The 21,350-nt window shown below is 36.9% G+C and carries 17 protein-coding genes and 1 pseudogene; 14 read left to right on the top strand and 4 right to left on the bottom strand.

Annotated features, from left to right (window positions below):
* Positions 1–4 precede the first annotated feature (4 nt).
* Positions 5–679 carry a response regulator transcription factor gene (locus EHR_RS00970; protein ID WP_010738283.1) on the bottom strand — a complete coding sequence of 225 codons (675 nt, stop codon included), beginning with the start codon at positions 677–679 and terminating at the stop codon, positions 5–7.
* Positions 680–820: 141 nt separating this feature from the next.
* Between EHR_RS00970 and EHR_RS00965 the strand changes: the two genes are divergently transcribed.
* The 3 genes from EHR_RS00965 to EHR_RS00955 all read left to right on the top strand — a co-directional run bounded on the left by EHR_RS00965 (position 821) and on the right by EHR_RS00955 (position 3,898).
* Positions 821–2,323 carry an ABC transporter permease gene (locus tag EHR_RS00965; protein WP_010738282.1) on the top strand — a complete coding sequence of 501 codons (1,503 nt, stop codon included), beginning with the start codon at positions 821–823 and terminating at the stop codon, positions 2,321–2,323.
* Positions 2,324–2,341: 18 nt separating this feature from the next.
* Positions 2,342–3,001 carry an ABC transporter ATP-binding protein gene (locus EHR_RS00960; RefSeq protein WP_010738281.1) on the top strand — a complete coding sequence of 220 codons (660 nt, stop codon included), beginning with the start codon at positions 2,342–2,344 and terminating at the stop codon, positions 2,999–3,001.
* 189 nt (positions 3,002–3,190) lie between these two features.
* Positions 3,191–3,898 carry a hypothetical protein gene (locus EHR_RS00955; RefSeq protein WP_010738280.1) on the top strand — a complete coding sequence of 236 codons (708 nt, stop codon included), beginning with the start codon at positions 3,191–3,193 and terminating at the stop codon, positions 3,896–3,898.
* Positions 3,899–4,016: 118 nt separating this feature from the next.
* Here EHR_RS00955 and abc-f read toward each other — a convergent pair whose 3' ends face one another.
* Positions 4,017–5,954, bottom strand: coding sequence for a ribosomal protection-like ABC-F family protein (abc-f, locus tag EHR_RS00950; RefSeq protein ID WP_010738279.1), 1,938 nt, complete (start codon positions 5,952–5,954; stop codon positions 4,017–4,019).
* 222 nt (positions 5,955–6,176) lie between these two features.
* On the opposite strand from abc-f, the gene EHR_RS00945 reads away from it, so the two are divergent.
* The gene (locus EHR_RS00945) at positions 6,177–6,833 is read left to right on the top strand and encodes a redox-sensing transcriptional repressor Rex (protein ID WP_010719828.1); all 657 of its coding nucleotides are present in this window, start codon (positions 6,177–6,179) and stop codon (positions 6,831–6,833) included.
* A 195-nt stretch (positions 6,834–7,028) separates the two neighbouring features.
* A pseudogene (dinB, locus tag EHR_RS00940) lies at positions 7,029–8,134 on the top strand (DNA polymerase IV).
* Positions 8,135–8,207: 73 nt separating this feature from the next.
* On the opposite strand, the gene nrdG reads toward dinB, so the two are convergent.
* Complete coding sequence (gene nrdG / locus EHR_RS00935) at positions 8,208–8,810, bottom strand: anaerobic ribonucleoside-triphosphate reductase activating protein (RefSeq protein WP_010738277.1); 603 nt, start codon at positions 8,808–8,810, stop codon at positions 8,208–8,210.
* A gap of 245 nt (positions 8,811–9,055) precedes the next feature.
* Positions 9,056–11,245, bottom strand: coding sequence for an anaerobic ribonucleoside-triphosphate reductase (gene nrdD, locus EHR_RS00930; RefSeq protein WP_010719825.1), 2,190 nt, complete (start codon positions 11,243–11,245; stop codon positions 9,056–9,058).
* A 369-nt stretch (positions 11,246–11,614) separates the two neighbouring features.
* Here nrdD and EHR_RS00925 point away from each other — a divergent pair, with 369 nt between their 5' ends.
* The 9 genes from EHR_RS00925 to EHR_RS00885 all read left to right on the top strand — a co-directional run bounded on the left by EHR_RS00925 (position 11,615) and on the right by EHR_RS00885 (position 21,299).
* The gene (locus EHR_RS00925) at positions 11,615–12,382 is read left to right on the top strand and encodes an ABC transporter ATP-binding protein (protein ID WP_010738276.1); all 768 of its coding nucleotides are present in this window, start codon (positions 11,615–11,617) and stop codon (positions 12,380–12,382) included.
* 171 nt (positions 12,383–12,553) lie between these two features.
* Positions 12,554–14,434, top strand: coding sequence for an ABC transporter permease (locus tag EHR_RS00920; protein WP_243464873.1), 1,881 nt, complete (start codon positions 12,554–12,556; stop codon positions 14,432–14,434).
* Between the two features lie 290 nt (positions 14,435–14,724).
* Positions 14,725–14,874 carry a teichoic acid D-Ala incorporation-associated protein DltX gene (locus EHR_RS00915; protein WP_014834217.1) on the top strand — a complete coding sequence of 50 codons (150 nt, stop codon included), beginning with the start codon at positions 14,725–14,727 and terminating at the stop codon, positions 14,872–14,874.
* Positions 14,875–14,884: 10 nt separating this feature from the next.
* Complete coding sequence (dltA, locus tag EHR_RS00910; RefSeq protein WP_014834216.1) at positions 14,885–16,402, top strand: D-alanine--poly(phosphoribitol) ligase subunit DltA; 1,518 nt, start codon at positions 14,885–14,887, stop codon at positions 16,400–16,402.
* A complete protein-coding gene (gene dltB, locus EHR_RS00905) occupies positions 16,399–17,604 on the top strand; it encodes a D-alanyl-lipoteichoic acid biosynthesis protein DltB (RefSeq protein ID WP_010738273.1) in 1,206 nt (401 codons plus the stop codon). The genes dltA and dltB overlap by 4 nt, the downstream gene beginning before the upstream one ends.
* A gap of 69 nt (positions 17,605–17,673) precedes the next feature.
* Positions 17,674–17,907: a D-alanine--poly(phosphoribitol) ligase subunit DltC gene (dltC, locus tag EHR_RS00900; RefSeq protein WP_010719820.1), complete on the top strand. Its 234-nt coding sequence runs from the start codon at positions 17,674–17,676 to the stop codon at positions 17,905–17,907.
* A 2-nt stretch (positions 17,908–17,909) separates the two neighbouring features.
* Positions 17,910–19,181 (top strand): D-alanyl-lipoteichoic acid biosynthesis protein DltD, encoded by a 1,272-nt coding sequence (dltD, locus tag EHR_RS00895; protein ID WP_010738272.1) that lies wholly within the window; start codon positions 17,910–17,912, stop codon positions 19,179–19,181.
* 238 nt (positions 19,182–19,419) lie between these two features.
* Entirely contained in the window at positions 19,420–20,502 is a 1,083-nt protein-coding gene (locus EHR_RS00890; RefSeq protein ID WP_010719818.1) for a M42 family metallopeptidase, read from the top strand.
* Entirely contained in the window at positions 20,502–21,299 is a 798-nt protein-coding gene (locus EHR_RS00885) for a DUF975 family protein (protein WP_010738271.1), read from the top strand. Before EHR_RS00890 ends, EHR_RS00885 begins: the two co-directional genes overlap by 1 nt.
* The last annotated feature ends 51 nt before the right edge of the window (positions 21,300–21,350 follow it).

The following is a 21,350-nucleotide window of genomic DNA, read 5'->3' as shown; positions in this document are numbered from 1 at the left end:
AGCATTAATCCTTTTGTAAGATGTAGCCGACATTTCTCAGTGTTTTAAAGAACTGATCTGCACCTGACGGCTTCAAATGTTTTCTTAAGTGACTCATATATACTTCTACAACTGTAATGGTCGTATCGGAATCAAATCCCCAAATCCGATCGAAGATTTGCTCCTTTGTTAAAATCACGCCCTTATTTTGGATGAAATAAACCAAGAGATCAAATTCTTTTCCTTGAATTGATAAGATCTCATCGTCGATGGTTACTTCTTTCGTCGCAAGGTTGCAGGTAATATTTTTATAGACGATTTGATTCTCAGAAAACAATCCTAACGAACGCTTCAATAACGCTTTGACCCGCATAATCAGTTCTTCGCGATAAAAAGGTTTCGTCAAATAATCGTCTGCACCTTTTTGAAATCCAGTGATTTTGTCTTCTAGGCCATCTTTGGCAGTTAGAATCAGCAAAGGGGTTTGGATATTTTTTTTCCGTAATTCTGCTAAGATTTCGTAGCCGTTTTTCCCTGGCAGCATCAGGTCCAGCAATATTAGATCATAAACACCAGTTTCTGCTTCAAATAAGCCTTCTTCCCCATCATAGATCTGTGTGATCTCACCTAAATCCGACAAGATTTCTTTTATATTATCTGAAAGTGTCGCTTCATCTTCTACTATTAAAAGGTTTATCATTGATTTTCTCCTTTTTCATCTATTACTTACTCAGTTTACCACGCTTTCCTAAAACAACCTTAAAAACTTTTTTATCTCGTTTAAGCTTCGGTTAAGCCAACTTGCCTATTCTATAAACAGACAAATGAAGGAGGAACCCAAATGAATTATATCAAACGGGCGATTCAAAGCCTTTGGGCAAAAAAAGGACGCAGCATCATTATGATCACCGTCTTTTCCGCCATATTAATTTTTGTATTAGCGGGGTTAACGATCCGCAGCGGCGCTGAACTGGCGACCACGAATGCGAAAAAAAGTGTCGGGGCGACCGTCACCTTATCAACGAACCGAGAGGCAATGTTCAAACAGCAATCAAATTCAGATTCAGATGATGAAAGCAGTCGTCCAGATCCAGGTAGCTTTGAACAGACACCCGTCAACTTGAGTGATGCAAAAAAAATCGCAGAATTAGCGAATGTTAAATCGTATTCATTTGAAGCAAGTACTTCAGCGGATAAAGGCACAGGGATTACACCGATCTCGAGTGATAGTGACAGTGAAGAGGAATCTTCGGATGAACAAGCTGTTGGATTTGGTGGACAGAAAGCACCTGGTGGGATGAGTCAAGGGGATTTCCAAATTAAAGGTGTTTCCGAAAGTAATTCTTACAGTGATTTTTCATCAGGAACAGCTAGCCTAGTTGAAGGCAAGGCAATCACTTCGGATGATGAAGGGACGAATAATGTACTGATCGAGCAAAGTTTAGCGGAAGCGAACGATCTAAGTGTCGGGGACAAATTTAAGATTAAAGATACCGATGATAAAGATGTTGAAGTTACTATTAAAGGTATTTACAAAACAAGTGATTCTGGCAACAGTATGAGTGCTCGCTTCAACTTTATGAATCCAGCGAACACGATTTTTTCTTCTTATACACTGGTTAACACCTTAACTGGATCGGAAGGAAAAACGATCGATTCGGCAGTTTATAACTTAGATGATCCCAAAGACATGGACAGCTTTGTAGAAGCAGCGAATAAATTGATCGATACGGATACATTCAGCTTAGAAACCAATGATCAAATGTATCAGCAAATGCTTCAACCATTGAATAATGTATCAAGCTTTGCGAAGAATATCGTGATTTTAGTAGCCGTAGCCGGAGTCATTATTTTGACATTGATTATTATGCTGTCGATTCGTGAACGTAAATATGAGATCGGTGTATTACTTTCATTAGGTGAATCACGGGTCAAAGTTATTTCACAATTTTTCGTTGAGATTTTTGTCTGCATGATCTTCGCTTTAGGGATCGCTGCAGCTAGCGGAAATGTTGTTGGTAATGCAGTCGGCAACCAGTTGTTGAGTCAGCAAACAACTTCGCAAAATGCAGATGGACAAGAAGCGAATACGGCAGGAAACGGCGGTCCAAATCAAGGTAACCAAGGACAAGCACCTGGTGGCGGAAACGGTGGTCCTAGTGGTGGTCAAATGGGAAGCAATCCATTTACACAATCAAAAGAAATTCAAGAACTAAATATTTCAATGCAGCCAACCGAGATTTTAAGTCTTGCAGGAATTGGGCTGGGGATTAGTTTATTCTCAATTGTCCTTTCATCAGCAGGAATTCTACGACTGAATCCGAAGAAAATATTGATTTCCTAATTAAAGGAGGAATTTTTAATGACACTATCAACAAAAGATTTAGGCTACTGGTATGAAGACAACCGACGATTATTCGAAAATGTTAATTTAACTTTTGAAAAAGGCAAAATGTATGCAATTTTAGGTACGAGCGGTTCAGGGAAAACGACTTTTTTATCCCTGATCGCAGGATTAGATACACCAAAAAGCGGAGAAATTCTCTATGACGACAAATCGTTGAAAAAAATTGGATTGCGGGAATATCGTCGTAAAGATGTATCAATTGTGTTCCAAGCCTATAATCTACTGCCGTATTTATCGGCAGTAGACAATGTGGTAACAGCGATGGAGATTGCTCAAAGCCAACAGACAGATAAAAAAGCCTACGCCTTAGCGAACTTGGAAAAAGTCGGAATCACTAAGGATTTAGCAGATAAAAAAGTTACGATGCTATCTGGTGGTCAGCAGCAACGAGTAGCAATCACTAGAGCCCTATGCTGTGAACACGATCTAATCGTTGCGGATGAACCGACTGGAAACTTGGATGAAGCAACTTCCAGCGAGATCGTTAAACTTTTCCAAGAGATTGCACATGAGCAAAAGAAATGTATTATTTTAGTCACCCACGAACAGGATGTCGCTAAAGGCTGCGATGTAGTGTATGAACTGAAAAATCAAGAATTCAATCAAGTATCTTAAACAAACAGAATTTTGGTGCAACTAGTATGAATGAGTAGGAAATGAATAGAGGAGACTGAGAAAATTTTTGCTCAGTCTCTCTTTTAGTAATAGTCGTTTTTTTTAGGTTGAAAGGAATAAAGTGACCTATTAATAAAAAGAATAACAGATATAATTCTTGTAAAAGAGCGATAGATAGGAGTGTTTAGAATGGGATTGTCTCAATGGCTTAGAAAAAATTTTTCAAATAATCAAGATAAAGAAGTCAATGAAATGCTACTTAAGCTAAATAAAAAGATTCATGAACCGAAAGACTTTTGTCCGGCGACTACAGCATTAATCCGCTTGTATGCACTAGAAAAAAAAGCAGAAGAAGTAAATAGTGGTGAAACCAGTTATGAATCTCATACTGAAGCCTTTCATAAAGAAATACAAGTCCATAGTCAAGAAAAGATTTATTTAACAGATTATTTAAATATCTGGCTACAAATAAATGAAGCAAAATTACAGGAATATAAGTTGGATACAATGTTCGAGAAAGGAAATTTAAAGGAAATCAAAGAAGAACTAGCGAAGAATATAAAGATAAAAAGTGAAATTTTATCGCGGTGTTTGGGAGGGGAAATTACTAATTATCGGCTAAATCAACAAGCTTATCAAGAAATGTTTGGGCGAATAAATCCTAAAGGCTGTCAAAGAAACAAAGTGGTAATTGATTTTCAAGTAACAAAGAAGATCACTGATTTCTCATTGAATAAGGGGAGGGATCAGATGGAGAGTCGGACAAACCAAAAAACTCAAACGAATGGATGCCAAACGATGGAAAGTATAACTGATAAAATAAAGGAACCCAGTTTAATCGAAACAAAGGCACAATCTAGTGAGACAAAAGTTCAAGAAAATTTAGGTAGAGAATAAACAAGCACTTTGAGATTGCTTTGATAGTGTGCGTTGTGATAAGTGAAACGCCCTCGAAACAGAGGGTACTGTTTTGAGAGCGTTTCTAGTGCAGAAATGAATATTTATTTATCTGTTTTTATTCATTTTCATATTCTTCAAGCTCAATACTCAAATCTTCCCATTCAGAAAGTTTCGTTTCTTGAGATTGGCGAGTTGCTTCGAGTGTTTGATTCAATTCATTTAATTTGAGATGGTCATCCAAATTCTCTGGGGACACCATTTGCTGTTCTAGTAACTCGATCTGTTCATCTAAAATAGCTAATTCTTCTTCAATTTGAGTGATTTTACGTTGTAAACTACGTATCAGCTTTTGTTGCTCTTTACTTTGGAAATAGGTTTTCTTGTTCGTAGAAATATGCTCTTCTTCTGGTGTTTTTTCAGCTAACAGCTCTGCTATCTCCGCTTCTTCTTGTTTCTTTTCCAAATAATAATCATAGTCACCTAAATAAACTTTACTACCGTTTTCCGATAATTCGATGACTTTTGTGGCAATCCGATTGATGAAATAACGGTCATGAGAGACAAACAACAAAGTACCATCATAATCAATCAAGGCATTTTCTAATACTTCTTTATTATCAATGTCCAGGTGGTTGGTTGGTTCGTCTAAAATCAAAAAGTTTTCTTGATTCATTGCGAGTTTTGCAAGGGCGACTCGGGCTTTTTCACCACCGCTTAGCAAGGGGATGGTCTTTTCTACATCTTCACCAGAAAATAGAAAGGCACCCAAAACGCTACGAATTTCTTTTTCGGGAGTCGTTGGATGTTCATCCCATAATTCAGCTAAAATAGTTTTGTTGGTGTGTAAGTCCGCTTGACCTTGATCGTAATAGCCGATCGTCACATTGGTTCCTAAATGTTCTTTTCCACGGATAAAAGGCAACTGATGGATGATCGATTTTAAAAGCGTGGATTTACCAATACCATTGGGGCCGACCAGTGCAATGGCTTCTTGACGCCGAATATCAAGATTGATCGGTTCAGACAAAACTTCATTATGATAACCAATCGCAGCATCTTCGATTTGTAATACGACATTTCCTGATGGTTTTGCTACATTGAAAAGAAAGTGAGCTTGTTTTTCGTCTCCTTGAGGACGGTCAATCCGATCCATTTTCTCAAGGACTTTTCTGCGACTTTGGGCTCTTTTCGTCGTAGAAGCGCGTACCAAGTTGCGTGCGACAAAATCTTCCAATTTATGGATCTCAGTTTGTTGTTTTTCATAGGCTTTCCATTCAGTTGCTAATTGTTCAGCTTTCATGTCAAGATACTTCGAATAATTCCCTTTATAGTGGCGCATTTTTTTTCGATTTAATTCGTAAACTTCTGTTGCGACTTTATCTAAGAAATATCGGTCATGGGAGACGATCAGTAAGGCACCAGTATAACTTTGCAGGTAGCCTTCTAACCAAGAGAGAGTCTCAATATCTAAATGGTTGGTTGGTTCGTCTAAGATCAAGATATCTGGATGTTGGAGCAACATTCTTGCTAACGCTAAGCGAGTGCGTTGTCCGCCAGACAATTCATTGATTTTTTGATCATAAAAAGACGGATCAAATTTAAAGCCATGCAAAACAGAGCGTATTTCATTTTCGTAGCCATAACCGTTTCTATCTGAAAAATCGTGTTGTAATTTATCGTATTCTTTCAAAAGTGACTCATAGGAAGGTGTATCAGGTGTTCCTTCACTAATCAAGATTTCAAGTTCGCGCATTCGATTTTCCATTTGACGGATTGTTTCGAATGATTTAAGCATTTCATTCCAGACTGTTTCTGCTGAATCTAACCCAGTATCTTGTGCCAGATAGCCTAAAGTAGCAGCTTTATTTTTAGCAATTGTTCCTTCATCGGGGCGTTCGATTCCAGCAAGGATCTTCAAAAGTGTTGATTTTCCTGCTCCGTTACGGCCGACTAATGCGATCCGAGCCCCTGTGCTGATTTCTAAATGGATATTCTCAAATAAGATCTCTGCACCGAAGTGACGAGCAATTTGATTGGCTTGTAATAATATCATGGAATCCTCTTTTCTACTTTGTGAATTCTCTAAGAATAAATCTCTTTTTCAACTAGTAGTCTACCATAAATTCCTTGATACTGCGAGGTTCAAAGAAATGATAAAAAAATGAATAAAGAATAAAATTTCACAATATCCAAGCAATCAAATTGATTTTTTCCTATATATACTGATATGATGGATAAATCAAAGTAAACTTAAAGTAAAAGTGGAGGTAATTAAGTGAAAGATCATGTTATTCCAAAGGCAACAGCCAAACGGCTACCTTTGTATTACCGTTATTTACGAATCTTAAATAATGCTGGTAAGAAAAAAGTATCATCAACTGAATTAAGTGAGGCTGTTCAAGTTGACAGTGCAACGATTCGCCGTGATTTTTCATATTTTGGAGAATTAGGAAAACGAGGCTATGGCTACGATGTTGAAGACCTCATGCATTTTTTCGCAAAAACATTGAATGATGATCAATTGACTAATGTGGCGTTGATCGGTGTCGGTAATTTGGGAAGTGCCCTTTTAAAATATAAATTCCATCAAAGTAACAGTATCCGTGTAAGTTGTGCATTTGATGTCAACGAAGCAATCGTTGGACGGATCGTGGATGGGATTCCCGTTTACCCTATGGAAGATATGTTTGAGCAAATCAAGATCCAACAAATCGAAGTAGCAATATTGACGATACCAGCTGAGCGAGCACAAGAAGTAGTTAATCGGTTGACTGAAGCGGGCATTAAAGGTATCTTGAATTTTACTTCTGCTCGATTAAATGCGCCAGCAGACGTGTTGATTCAAAATGTTGACTTAACGAATGAATTACAAACGTTGATTTATTTTCTTCATTCTGATGCATCCTTGCAAGCGACTGAAGAAACTGAGTAACGAATGATTCAGATGACCTGGTTGGTTTACTAAACAGTCTCAAGTGATGAATGATCATTTTAGAAGTCGTGATTTCCGAAATTGATGTCTCAGTTTTTGTGAAATTTCGGCTCTTTTTTGTGGTCCGTTTGGTGGGTAACCATCTTCTTGTCACCGAACAAAAGTTCCTATATAATCATGATAGGGGTGAGTGAGATGGAATTACAGTTTCCTTTACATAATGATACATCTAGAAAAATCATTCATATCGATATGGATGCTTTTTTGCCTCTGTCGAAGAACGGGATCATCCAGAATTTAGAGGGAAACCCTTAGTTATTGCCAGACATCCGAGTGACACTGGTGGTCGAGGAGTGGTTACTACAGCGAATTATGAAGCAAGAAAGTATGGCATCCATTCAGCGATGAGTGCGCAAAAAGCATATGAATTATGTCCGCAAGCCATTTTTAAACCAGGCGATCATCAAAAATATAGTGAGATCTCACAAATTGTTCGTGAGATTTTTTACCGATATACGGATATCGTTGAGCCTGTCAGTATTGATGAAGCCTATCTTGATGTGACGAACAATAAACGCAATTGTAAATCAGCAATCAAAATTGCTCGTTTGATCCAAAGAGACATTTGGGAAGAGGTAAAACTGACCTGCTCGGCAGGTGTGAGCTATAATAAGTTTTTAGCGAAATTAGCCTCAGATTTTCAAAAACCTAAAGGCATTACTATCGTTGCACCTCAAGACGCATTGACGTTCCTAAAGGCATTACCTATTGATAAATTTCATGGGGTAGGAAAAAAAACCGTCCCTAAGATGCATGAACTTGGTATTTTCACTGGAGAAGATCTTTATAATTGTACAGAGATGATGTTGATCCAACAATTTGGAAAGATGGGCTATTCGCTTTATCGAAAAGTAAGAGGTGTCCATGATGCACCAGTCAATGTGACAAGAGAAAGAAAATCTGTAGGAAAAGAGCATACTTATGGTCAGCCACTACAAACGGAAGAAGCGGTATTAGCACAATTACAACAATTAGCTGAGAAAGTCGAAGAGTCGTTGAAAAGAGTCCAGAAACATGGAAAAACCGTAGTGTTAAAAGTGAGATATACGGATTATACGACAGTCACGAAAAGAGTCACTTTACCTGAGTATATCTATAAGAAAGAAGCGCTCTTTTATCAAGCAAGTTTGATTTGGGAAGAAATTTTAGGGATTGAACAAGGCATACGTCTCTTGGGGATCACGTTAACGAATTTAGATCCCATGACTTATGAGAATATTGTGTTACCTTTGTGGGAATGAAAAAACAGTAGAAAACGTGTTGGAAATCAACATACGTTTCTACTGTTTTTTATTCAATAAGGAGTGGGAGGACCTAAATGAACTCCTGTTTTTTGATTTGTTCATACGATTCTGTAGCATCGCTGCATTTTTCCCAAATCACTACTCTATTTTCGGCTAGCGATTTTTTGACATCGATGATGCGTTGATTACTACTACCGCGAAACTGTAGTTTTAAATCCTTTTTACTTAGTTCAAAACGTCCATCAACTAAGATATCGATTTTTTCTAAAAGAGCTAACTTGTCTTCGGAGTCTTGAAGTAGTTCGTCAAAAGTATAACCGGTCCACGACCAGATATCTTTGGTCTGACCAAATTCTTGTCGGATACGCTCAACGACTTGGAGACAGACGTCCGTGTTTAGAAAAGGTTCCCCGCCTAAAAGGGTCAGTCCTTGAACGTAATCATGGCGGAGATCGGTAATGATTTGTTCTTCCAGCTCTGGTGTGAAAGGTTTACCATAGCGGAAGTTTTGCGCTGCTTTATTGAAACATCCTTCACAAGCAAATAAGCAGCCACTCACATAAAGACTATTTCTTACGCCTTCGCCATCCACAAAGTTAAATGGTTTGTAATCAGCAATGTAATTTTGGCTGTAATCTTGTGCCAGCCATTCTTTAGGTTTAGGATTTCGCATAAAAAAACTTCTTTCTAACATCAAAGTATGAAAAATTTACTTAAAACTCAAACCAGTTTCACAGCAAGCAGTCTCAGAAAAGATAATGGACTAGCCTCAAAAAAATGCAAATAAATCGAACGGTCACGGTTCACACACCGTTCGATTTATCGTAGTCACGCTGTGAAAGGGGATTGTTTTCTAAGGAATAACGATCGCTCTATCTTTATTCTTAGAGTAAATTAGAACGAAATAGTAGAGAAAGATTACTTCATATGTTTGACACGTGAAGAGATCTCCTTGTGACGACCGTGAACCATTGGGCGTGCTTGTGGGTTACCTAAATAGCCACAGGTTCTTTTAACGACGTCACAAGTTTTTGGATCATGATTGCCGCATTCGGGACATTCAAAGCCACGTTCGGTTGGTTTGAAGTCACCTTCAAAGCCACATTTGTAGCAATGATCAATTGGTGTATTCGTTCCTAAATAGCCAACTTTATCGTAAGCATAATCCCAAACGGCTTCTAATGCTTTCGGGTTTTGTTGAAGCATTGGGTACTCACAGTAATGGATAAAACCACCAGAACAATACTTCGGATAATCTTTTTCAAAATCTAGTTTTTCAAACGGAGTTGGGTTTTTACGAACGTCATAATGGAAACTATTCGTGTAATATTCTTTATCAGTGATGTTTTCGACTTCGCCAAATTTTTCTGTATCTAATCGGCAGAAACGATCAGTTAAGCTCTCACTAGGTGTAGAGTAAACGCTGAAATGATATCCATATTCGTCACCCCAAGCATCTGCTTTGGCTTTTAATTCCTTCACGATATCAAGGGTAAAATCTTTTGCTTCGGGATTGTTTTCCCATTCCCCACCATAAAAAGCAGAAGCCACTTCGTAAAGACCGATATAACCTAAAGAAACCGTTGCACGACGATTTTTGAATAATTCATCGACAGCATCTGTTTTTGAGAGACGTTTACCGAATGCACCATACATATATAAGATTGGTGCGTTAGCAGGGATCGCTTCTTTACAACGATCGACACGATAAACTAAAGCATCTTTCATGATGGCTAAGCGCTCAGAGAGGATTTGCCAGAATTTTTCCTGATCGCCTTTCGCTTCGATGGCAATACGAGGTAAGTTTAGTGTGACCACACCAAGATTCATTCGTCCAACGTTCACTTCTTGGCCATTTTCATCTTTCCAACCTTGTAAAAATGAACGACAACCCATAGGTACTTTGAAACTACCGGTTAATTCAACGATTTTGTCGTAGTTTAAAATATCAGGATACATCCGCTTAGTTGCACATTCCAGAGCTAATTGTTTAATGTCATAATTAGGATCAGTCGGGTTCAAGTTTATGCCATCTTTTAATGTGAAAATCAATTTAGGGAAGATAGCTGTCCGCTTTTCGCTGCCTAAGCCATTGATCCGATTTTGTAAGATTGCTTTTTGAATTTCTCGCTCAAACCAGTTTTTTCCTAAACCAAATCCAAGAGAAGTAAATGGTGTTTGACCATTTGAAGTAAAAAGAGTATTGATTTCATATTCTAGACTTTGCATCGCATCAAAAATATCTTTTTTGGTTTTTGATTTCGCATACTCTACTCGACGTTCAGGTGTTTCGATCCATTCTTCTGCATCCGCTAAATGTTTTTGATAATTCAGTTCAGCGAAAGGAGCAAGTAATTCATCTGTTCGGTCAGCAGAACAACCACCATATTGACTGGAAGCTACATTTGCAATGATCTGTGAAATTTGAGCAGTAGCAGTTTGAATTGATTTTGGTGATTCCACTTCAGCATTTCCAATTTTGAATCCGTTGTTCAACATTCCTTTGAAATCGATCAAACAACAGTTTGTCATTGGTGTGTATGGATGATAATCTAAATCATGGTAATGGATGTCGCCTTTTTGATGCGCATTTGCGATATGTGGGGGCAACATTTTCAAACCGATGGATTTTCCAACGATACCAGCGGTTAAATCTCTTTGAGTATTGAAGACATTACTATCTTTATTTGCATTCTCATTGACAACTGTTTGGTCTTTATTGATCAATTTTTTGATCGAAAAATTGATATCTGTGGCTTTGCTTCTGGCAAAATCACGTTTTGTGCGGTAATTGATATATTCTTCTGCTAATTCATATTCGTTTTTTTCTAAAAGAATGTGTTCAACGATATTTTGGATCTCATATATTTTAACGTTGTCGGTAAAGCGTCGTTTGATTTCTTGAACGACTAAATCCACGATCGTTTGAATTTTTTCATAAGTAAGTGGAGACAATGAGCCATGAATTTTCTTTTCAGCTTTGACTAAAGCCTCATTGATTTTTGTTTCATCAAATTCGACACGTCGACCATCTCGTTTAATGATTGTTATGTTTGATACTTCTGAGTGAAGGGGATCTGTTACTTTTTCTTCAATTTGTACACTCATTTTATTCAACTCCTGCTAAATTCTTCTTGTCTATCATAAAACAAAATCCACGAAGGAGCAACTAAATACTAGCTATATATAGTATGCAAACAGGTGTATAAACGGACAACTATACTATATGTTGTATATATTTCTTTGTGAAAAAAAGTGAAAACGTAAGTTTATAGGATTTTTATTTTGAATATACCGCTTTCGTGAATAAAATAGATGAATAAAAATTTTTTAAAAAAAGTTATGTCTGTGAAATGATAAAAATCTAAAAAGAAATGCTCAAATGCTGTAAAGATCAGAGAAAAAAACCAAAGAATATGCTAATATGCTGGTAAGTGTGTCAGTGTGGCGAGTAAGCAAAACCCAAGGAGGAAAGCCATGGATAAAATGATCGAGGTAAAACATGTAAGTAAAAGCTATGGAAATAAGCTTTCGCCGGTAAAAGTACTTGATAATATCTCTTTTACAGTAGAAAAAGGAGAATTTGTTGGCATCATGGGTCCGAGTGGTGCTGGAAAGACGACTTTGATGAATATTCTTTCGACGATCAATCTACCAACGATGGGAAGTGTGTTGATCCAAGGAAATGAGATCACTAAAATGAAAAATAATGAATTGAGTGACTTCCGTCGCAAAAAATTAGGATTTATTTTTCAAGAATTTAATTTGATCGATACATTGAATGCGAAGGACAATATCTTACTACCATTAGCGGTGGAACGAATCTCGAAAGAAGAGATGGAAAAAAGTGTGTTGCATGTTGCTCAATTATTAGGGATCGAAGAAATCTTAAAACGTTATCCAGATGAATTATCAGTTAGTCAGAGACAACGGATTGCGGCTGCTAGAGCATTAGTTATTCAACCACAAGTCATTTTTGCTGATGAGCCAACCGGGTCTCTGGACTCGAAATCAGCCACCGAGTTACTAAATTATTTAACAACGATGAACCGAGTAGAAAAATCAACTATCTTATTAGTAACACATGATCCGTATACAGCCAGTTATTGTGATCGGATTTTATTTATCAAAGATGGGGTGATTTTCTCTGAAGTAGTTCGCAGAGGTTCAAGAAACGAATTTTTTGAACGGGTGATTGATATGCAGGCGACCATTGGGGGAGGTGGAAAACTCAATGCTTTATAAGTTGGCTGCGAAAAGTTTTCTGCGACAGTCAAGAGGGTATCTCGTTTACTTTTTTAGTCTAACGTTATCAACGATGATCTACTATTCTTTTAGTACGATTTCTTATGATCAATTATTGAACCGAAGGACACAGCAAGATTCTTTATTCAATGTTTTTTTTGGTATTGGTAGTTGGATTATCTTAATCGTATTACTTTTTTTGTTATTAGTGCAAATCGTTTTTTCTTTAACCGCAGACAAAGAGAGATTGGGATCTATCAGTTGTTTGGTGTGAAGAAAACCCAAATCTCACTGATCTATGTATTGGAAACAATGGCTATTGGATTATTCGCCTGTACAGCAGGGATTATTTTAGGAATCATTTTCTCAAAATTATTTTCTATGATCTTGATTCGCATGATGAACTTGCAAATCACGAGTCTTTTCTTCATTTCTGTGCCATCGATTTTTGAAACATTTCTGTTGTTTTTTTTGATTTTATCTGTTGTTTCTTTGTATTCATTATGGAAAATCTGGCGCTATCCGACGATTCGAAATTTTGGCGAATACGATCATTTGGAAAGTAGCAAGTTAAGAGTTCGGACACGCCATCGTTTTTTAGGAACACTGGGTTTATTGCTGATCTCTAGTGGTTATTTCTTTGCGGTCCACTATCGGGAATTTGCTGCTAAACTTTTTATTTTTACGCAAGATCTTCGCTTTCCTTTCTTATTATTTGTTCTGATCCTGCTGTTTTGTGTGATCGGGACATATCTGTTCTTTTGTTTTTCCCTACGTGTGTTAATTGATTTGGTGAGTCGTTCTCGAATTAAGTATCGAGGGATCAACTTCTTGCTGATCGGCAATACGCAGATCCATCTGCTGAAAAGCTGGCGGATCAATTCGTTGATCACACTGATCATGGCTCTAGCTTTAACGATGATTGGCGCAATGATGAGTGCGACTGTCATCATGTCTCGAAATGTGGAGATGGTCTCACCGGTATCTTATCAAATGGATAAGGCAACAGCCGACAAGCTGCGACCGCTTCTTGCAAGTGAAGGGCAAACGATCACAAAAGAAATGACGATCAATTACAAAGTAATTGGAAGTTACTATAATGATAAGTTAGACGGGATTTCTGAGGAAAAAGTATTTCAATTGGTAAATTTGATTCCAGAAAAAGAATATCATGCCTTTCGACAATTCAATCCTAAAATGCCTAAAATTGATTTAACATCGGATAACAGCACTGTGGTATTAGATAGTATGAAAAATATCTTTAGAAATTTTTCAATGTATGATTCAACATTCTACTTGCCTGATCAAACTTTAGATATTCAAGCAACCTTACCTAATTTTTTAGGAGATGGTTCGTTGAGGTATTTCGGTCCGACACTCGTTGTCAGTGATGATTATTTTGCTAAAGCATCTGGACTAAACTATCAAGTGGTCAATTGGAATGTGCAAGGGGGAGATCAGGAAAAAATCATTGAACGTATTTCTAAAGAGATTCCTACAAGTTATGAGAACATCATTTATTATGATTATGAGATCAAAGGAGAGTCTATAACTGGAACGATTCATAAAAATGAATCGCACCAAGAAAAAGCAGCTTCAGATCAATCTTCTGATGAATACAATAATGAAGATTCACGTCTTAACTTTTCTGCACGTTTCCCATTTAAACGGACAGTTGAACAAGGAATTGGTTTAATGGCGTATGTTTCGATCTTTATTGGAATAATTGTTATTGTCACGACTGGAAGCATGCTGATGGTTCGTCAATTAGCAGAAGCAGAAGAAGAACGAGAGAATTATCAATTATTAACGAAATTAGGGATTTCTCGAAAAAAAGTGAAGCGAGTCATCTTTGGACAAAATGCGATCATGTTTTTCCCACCAATTATTTTGGGGAGTATGCATACCTTTTTTGCCATTGAAGTATTTACTCAATATGTCGATACAGCAAATTATGGGTTAGCATATCTGATTTGTGGCTCACTTGTCTTGATCTATATCTTGTTTTATTACATCACAAGTGTCTTATATTGCAGGATTATTGAGGAGTAAATCAAGCTATATTTAAATGATCAAAAGGTTAGTACTTTGTTTTTTTAATTTGAATGAAGAAAGACTTAAACGATTGGTTACATAGATCGTTTAAGTCTTTTTAGCTTTTTAAAAAAAAATCTTTATTTATTTGAGGTGATGCTTATATTATAATAACCGTCTTTTTGTAGTTAATCTAAATTGTGACAAAATTGTTAGCAGAAAAGCGATTACTGTTAGGAAAACAAATGTTGTTTTTTAAAAAGAATGGGTAAAATTGTTTTGAGATTCGATTAGGAGGGAAATATAAATTGAAAAATTGGTGGAATAATCCTCAATTTAGGTACTGGGGCACGTTTGTGGTACGAACATTATTGTATAGTGCAATTATTTTTATGTTGATTTATTTGTACCATTATAAAAATGTCCAAGGCGGATCTTTTATCTATAATGAATTTTAGGAGGAAGACGATGGATATTCAAACAATCGTTGAATCAATTGATTTTTTTGGTCAAACGGAACCAGATCGGGTCGTTTATCAGACAGAAACCACAGAGCATACCTATGGGGAGCTAAAAAGAAAGTCCGATGCTTTAGCAGCTTATTTAGACAGAAATCTACAGAAACAGGGACCAATCGTGGTTTTTGGAAATCTAGAGTTTGAAATGATCGTTTCTTTTCTGGGGGCCACCAAAGCCGGTCATGCCTATCTTCCGATTGAAGAACATACGCCGAATGAGCGAATTGAATCAATTCTTCGAGTAGCAAAACCAGCTTTGATCATTAGTGTCGGTGACTGGCAGATGGAAACAGATGGTATCCCAGTGATTTCTCGGGAAGAATTAGCAACGATCACGAAAAAAGAGAGTCAATACGAAGCAACACATCCAGTTAAAGGTGACGAAAATTATTACATTATTTTTACCTCTGGTACTACAGGTGAGCCCAAGGGTGTGCAAATCAGTCATGATAACTTATTGAGCTTTGTTCGTTGGACGATCCAGGAATTTCATCTTGAACAGGGGCTACGTTTCTTAGCACAAGCACCATTTTCGTTTGACTTATCTGTTTTTTCGATTTATCCAGCACTTGTGACAGGAGGAATGTTAAAACCCTTAGAAAAAGCGGTTATTCAAGACTTTAGACAATTATTTTCTACTTTAGCAAAGTTGAAATTAGATGTCTGGGTGTCAACTCCTTCATTTATCGATATCTGTTTGATGGAACCCACTTTTGATGCGGAACATGTACCAGATCTAGCCACTTTCTTGTTCTGTGGGGAAGAATTAACCAAAAAAACAGCGCAAGAATTATTAAAACGATTCCCTGAAGCCCGTATTTATAACACGTATGGACCAACGGAAGCCACGGTTGCTATTTCAAGTATCCAAATCACTCAAGGTATTTTAGATCGCTATGAACGTTTACCGATTGGTTATATCAAAGAAGATACCGAGGTTCAGATTGTGAATGATCAAAAAGTGCAACCGGTCAATCAAACAGGCGAAATTATTATCTTGGGTCCTAGTGTCTCCAAGGGGTATCTGAATAATCCAGAAAAAACCAAAGCTGCTTTTTTCAAGAAACAGGATCAACAAAGTTATCATACTGGCGATGCTGGGTTTCTTAATGAGGAAGGTCTTTTGTTCTATGAGGGACGAATGGATCAACAGATAAAACTTCATGGGTATCGTATCGAATTAGGAGATATCGAACACGGGCTTTTGTTAGATGAACGGATTAAACAAGCGATAGTTGTTCCAAAATACCAAGGAACCAAAGTTCAACAACTAGTTGCTTTTATTGTATTAGAAAAAAATTCGCCAGAACCAAGTTTTAAACTCTCTAAATCAATTAAGGAAAAATTGGCACATTCGGTCATGGATTACATGATCCCTCAAAAAATCAATTACATTGATCTTTTACCACAAACGGTGAACGGGAAAATCGATCGGAAAAAATTAATAGCTGAGGTGAATCCTCAATGACCTTTCCACATATGATCCCGTACGCAGAACCTTATTATTTTCTGCTGTTAATCATCGGTTTAGTACCGATCGTGCTATCATTGTTGATTCGAGGGAAAAGATTGCCAATTTATCAAACACTCATCACCTTGCTTTTCTTATTCATCAGTTTTGGTGGTGTCTATTGGCAACAAGGTGTAGCCTTGATTGCATATGTTGTTTGGCAGACATTATTAGTTTGGGCTTACTTCGTTTACCGTCAAAAGGAAAATCAAGGTATTTGGTTTTACTTAGCGGTGATCCTAGCGATTTTCCCATTATTTTTAACAAAAGTCACACCGTTTTTTGCCCATGGGAAAGAATCTTTTCTAGCTTTTCTAGGGATCTCCTATCTAACCTTTAAATCTGTTCAGATGATCATGGAAATTAGGGATGGATTGATCAAGAACTATCAGCCTTTTCGTTATATTCAATTTTTACTCTTTTTTCCAACGATTTCATCTGGACCAATCGATCGCTATAGAAGATTTGAAAAGGATCAATGTCAGCCGCCTGCAACTGAGAAATATCTGACATTATTAGAAAAAGGTATCCAAAATATTTTTCTAGGTTTTTTATACAAATTTATTATTGGCTATTATTTGGGTCAAGTGTTGTTACCAATCGTTTCCAAAGCTGCCTTGCAACATGGTGGTTTTTCTTGGTCATTAGTAGGATATACCTATGTGTATAGTTTATATCTGTTTTTTGACTTTGCAGGCTATAGTTTGTTTGCGGTGGGAACGAGTTACTTGATGGGGTACCAAACACCAATCAACTTTAACAAACCATTCTTGTCTTGGAATATCAAAGAATTTTGGAATCGTTGGCACATGACGTTATCATTTTGGTTTCGAGATTATGTTTATATGCGCTTGATGTTTTTCTTGATGAAGAAAAAATGGTTCAAAAGTAAAATTGTAACCTCGAATATTGGTTATTATGCATTATTCCTATTGATGGGAATCTGGCATGGTCTAACTTGGTATTACATCGTGTATGGGTTGTATCATGCTACTTTGATTTGCTTAACCGACGTTTGGCTACGATTCAAGAAAAAACATAAAAAACAACTACCATCCAATTGGTTTACTCACGCTTTTGCTGTCTTTATGACTTTCCAAGCAGTTTGTTTTAGTTTATTGATATTTTCGGGCTTTTTAGACCAACTATTGTTTAAGTAAAGCAGATGATTATCTAAGACTTAAAAATGATTTATTTTACATTATGATTATTTAAGGAGAGATTATATTATGGAAGAACAAATTTTAACTATTTTAGAAGACATTACAGGAACAGATGAAATAAGAGAAAATCGAGAGCTTGATTTGTTTGGTGAAGGATTGCTGGATTCACTTGCTTCTGTTCAATTATTAGTCGAATTAGATGGACAATTAGATGTTCAAGTCCCTGTTTCTGAATTTGATCGTGAACAGTGGGGCACACCGAATAAAATCATTGCACAAGTACAAGAATTGAAGGGATGAGAATGAAAAAGAAATTATTTGCTATTTTCGGTCCAATCCTTTTAGCCTTTGGATTGATAGCAGTTTTTTTCACTTCTTCGTATCGTGTGGATCTAACCGACCCAACAGTCATAAAAAAAGCTTCTACATCCATGTCCGAAAATGTGTTAAAAGGAGATACCATCAAAAACGAAGCCTTAGCTGAAAAAAAATATGTTCCTTTTTTTGGTTCAAGTGAACTCAGTCGGATCAGTCCGTTTCACCCATCCGTCTTGGCGGAGAAATACCATCGTGATTATCGTCCCTTCTTATTAGGGGCACCTGGGACACAATCATTAAGTCAGTATATGATGATGCGCTCTGCAGGAGATGATTTGAAAAATAAGAAAATCGTTTTTATCATTTCTCCACAATGGTTTGTCAAAGATGGCGTAAAAAAAGATTATTTTGATACGTATTATTCACAGTTACAAACCCTTGACTGGCTGTTCTCATTGAAAAAAATCACTCCTGCTGATCGTTATTTAGCTAGAAGACTTTTACATTTTTCTATCGTTAAAAAAGATGAAAAATTGACGGAAATGTTACAAATGATCAAAAAAGGTCAACTTCCTTCTGTTGAAAAACGAAATCAATTGCGCTTGAACTGGAATATTTTAAAAAGAGAAGATGAAATGTTCAGCAATATTGGTCTGAAAAGTAAACAAGACAAAATTGATCAGGCAATGAAGCCGTTGCCTGCTAATTATCAAGAAAAAGTTCTGGCAAACCTAGCGGAAAATATTGGGAGAAAAAGTACAAGCGACAATTCTTTTGAGTTAAAAAATGATTTTTATAAAGAGCGCATTCGTCACCACTTAAAAGAGCTGAAAAATTCTCAAAAAAATTGGGATTATCGTTTTTCACCTGAATTTTCAGATTTTCAATTAGTCCTACAGCAATTAGCCCAAGAACAGGCAGAAGCATTATTCATCATTCCACCTGTGAATCAAAAATGGAGTGATTATACTGGGTTATCTCAAGAAATGCTTCAAGGATTTGCAAAGAAAATCAAATTTCAATTGCAGAGTCAAGGCTTTGATCGGATCGCAGATTTTACAAAAATGGCTGATCAACCTTATTTCATGGAAGACACCATTCATTTAGGTTGGAAAGGGTGGCTAGCAGCAGATCAACGGATTAGACCGTTTTTAGAAAACCAACAACAACCAAGTCACTATCAATTGGATCCATCATTTTATAGTAAAGACTGGCAAAAACATTCACCAAATGATTTAAAAGAAAACCAACAGTAATGGAGTTTCGAACACGAAGTGCATAAAAGAAACGCTCGTTTACTGCTGTCAGTCCATTTAAGAGAAAATAGCGATTGCTATCGTATGCATTATGCAAAAAAGCCAGGATTATTGAAAGTTATTCGGTAAACTTTCGAGGAATCCTGGTTTTTTTCTAACTGAAAAAATCGTTCTGCTGAAAAGCACACCTAATAAATGGTATAATCTAGCTATCAATACGAGAAATGAGGGAGACGTTTTGGATAAAAAAGAAGAACAGTTATTGATTGATCTGACTTCAGCCAAAGGAGTACCAGGCAATGAAGAAGAAGTGAGACAAGTCTATAAAAAGTATGCAAAAGACTTTGCGGAAGATATTTTTTATGATGGTTTAGGTAGTATTATCGCCAAACATGGTTCTGGTGGTGGACCTAAGATTTTTATTTCTGGTCATATGGATGAAGTGGGATTTATGGTAACTAAGATCACTGATAAAGGTTTTTTGGAATTTCAAACATTAGGTGGTTGGTGGGGACAAGTGATGTTAGCCCAACAAGTGGAAATCAAAACACAAGCTGGGAAAGTGATCCATGGCGTGATTGGTTCGAAACCGCCACATGTTTTAACCCCACAAGTAAGAAATAAACCGTATGATATCAAGGATATGTTTATTGATATTGGAGCAACAAGTGATAAAGAAGCAAAAGAATGGGGTATTCGCCCTGGCGATATGGTAACCCCATATATTGAGTATAAACGGTTGAATGGCGGTAAATTTTTACTAGCTAAGGCTTGGGACAATCGCATCGGTACAGCTGTTTCATTACGAGTTCTTGAGAATTTAGCAAAAGAAGGACATCCCAATGTTTTATTCGCAGGGAGCGATGTGCAAGAAGAAGTTGGCCTTAGAGGGGCACGCACAAGTACGCACTTAGTGAATCCAGATATCGCCTTTGCTTTAGATACAGGAACAGCTGGAGATACACCGGGGATGACGCCAAAAGAAGCGGATTCGATTTTGGGTAAAGGTCCACAAATCTTGATTTTTGATGCTTCAATGATTCCACATAAAAAACTGTTGAATTTTGTGATTGATGTGGCGGAAGAAATGGATATACCATTCCAATACACCGTCATTACTGGTGGTGGGACAGACGCAGGACAGATGCATTTGACAAGAGATGGGGTACCGTCTGTGGCGATTACTGTTCCGGTGCGGTATTTGCATTCACATACTTCAGTGATCCATGAAGATGATTATTTGAATACTGTGAAATTAGTGACGGAATTAGTGAAGCGATTAGACCACAAAACAGTTGAAAAGATTAGGAGTTATGATTAATGGAAATAAAGTTATCACTTTCAGATTATCGCAAAAAAGCTCGAGCTAGCCTTGCGCAACAATGGGGAATCAATGCTTGGCTAGTCTTTCTTTCGATGTTTGTTGCGGGTTTGATTCAAATGTTTTTTGAGGGATTTTTTTTCGTAGATAGCACGCAACAACAAATAGTTAGCTTTTTACTAGAGAATTTCCTTTTATTTGCTTTTTCATATGCCTTATATTACATTGCGCTGGTAGTTGTTCGCGGCGGCAGAGCAAAAAGTAATTTATTGTTTGCCGTCTTTCAAAAAAAATATTTTGGACCTATTTTAGTGATTAATTTGATCAATGTTGTGATCAATTGGATCATTAATGCCCTTGTTTTATTACCAGGTTTTTTGATTGGTGGTGTCAATACTTATACACAATTACTATTTAATTCAAACACAATTTCAACAGATGTGTTATCAGGGAATGCTTTGGACATTAGTTACGTTTTGACCACCCTGCTCATGACCTTTGTTTCTCTTTTGTTGATGAGTATTGTGGGCGGATTGTTTCAATTTGCGGCTTGGACTAAATTTGATTACCCAGAACTTTCAATCATCCAGTGTTTGCAATACGCGTGGTATTTATTAAAAGATCGTTTAGGTACTTATATCCTATTACAACTTTCATTTATCGGGTGGTACCTTGTTGGAGCCCTAGCCTTGTTCTTTGGTTTATTGTGGGTTATCGCCTATGTCAATGTGACCATTGCAGGTTTTTACGAGCAAGCAAGACTTGAAAAAGAACCCCCAGCTACTTATTTTTCATAAAACATGAGAGAGGTTTCACAGAAAAAACAGGATTCTATTACATTGATTCTG

The organism is Enterococcus hirae ATCC 9790, assembly GCF_000271405.2.
In the GTDB taxonomy this organism is placed as follows: domain Bacteria; phylum Bacillota; class Bacilli; order Lactobacillales; family Enterococcaceae; genus Enterococcus_B; species Enterococcus_B hirae.
This window is presented reverse-complemented; position numbering and strand designations above follow the sequence as displayed.

Excerpts from the sequence above, each read along its gene's own strand:
- EHR_RS00970 (WP_010738283.1), bottom strand. The coding sequence starts at position 679 with ATGATAAACCTTTTAATAGTAGAAGATGAAGCGACACTTTCAGATAAT.
- EHR_RS00965 (WP_010738282.1), top strand. The coding sequence starts at position 821 with ATGAATTATATCAAACGGGCGATTCAAAGCCTTTGGGCAAAAAAAGGA.
- EHR_RS00960 (WP_010738281.1), top strand. The coding sequence starts at position 2,342 with ATGACACTATCAACAAAAGATTTAGGCTACTGGTATGAAGACAACCGA.
- EHR_RS00955 (WP_010738280.1), top strand. The coding sequence starts at position 3,191 with ATGGGATTGTCTCAATGGCTTAGAAAAAATTTTTCAAATAATCAAGAT.
- abc-f (WP_010738279.1), bottom strand. The coding sequence starts at position 5,954 with ATGATATTATTACAAGCCAATCAAATTGCTCGTCACTTCGGTGCAGAG.
- nrdG (WP_010738277.1), bottom strand. The coding sequence starts at position 8,810 with ATGCGAAATCCTAAACCTAAAGAATGGCTGGCACAAGATTACAGCCAA.
- nrdD (WP_010719825.1), bottom strand. The coding sequence starts at position 11,245 with ATGAGTGTACAAATTGAAGAAAAAGTAACAGATCCCCTTCACTCAGAA.
- EHR_RS00925 (WP_010738276.1), top strand. The coding sequence starts at position 11,615 with ATGGATAAAATGATCGAGGTAAAACATGTAAGTAAAAGCTATGGAAAT.
- dltA (WP_014834216.1), top strand. The coding sequence starts at position 14,885 with ATGGATATTCAAACAATCGTTGAATCAATTGATTTTTTTGGTCAAACG.
- dltB (WP_010738273.1), top strand. The coding sequence starts at position 16,399 with ATGACCTTTCCACATATGATCCCGTACGCAGAACCTTATTATTTTCTG.
- dltC (WP_010719820.1), top strand. The coding sequence starts at position 17,674 with ATGGAAGAACAAATTTTAACTATTTTAGAAGACATTACAGGAACAGAT.
- dltD (WP_010738272.1), top strand. The coding sequence starts at position 17,910 with ATGAAAAAGAAATTATTTGCTATTTTCGGTCCAATCCTTTTAGCCTTT.
- EHR_RS00885 (WP_010738271.1), top strand. The coding sequence starts at position 20,502 with ATGGAAATAAAGTTATCACTTTCAGATTATCGCAAAAAAGCTCGAGCT.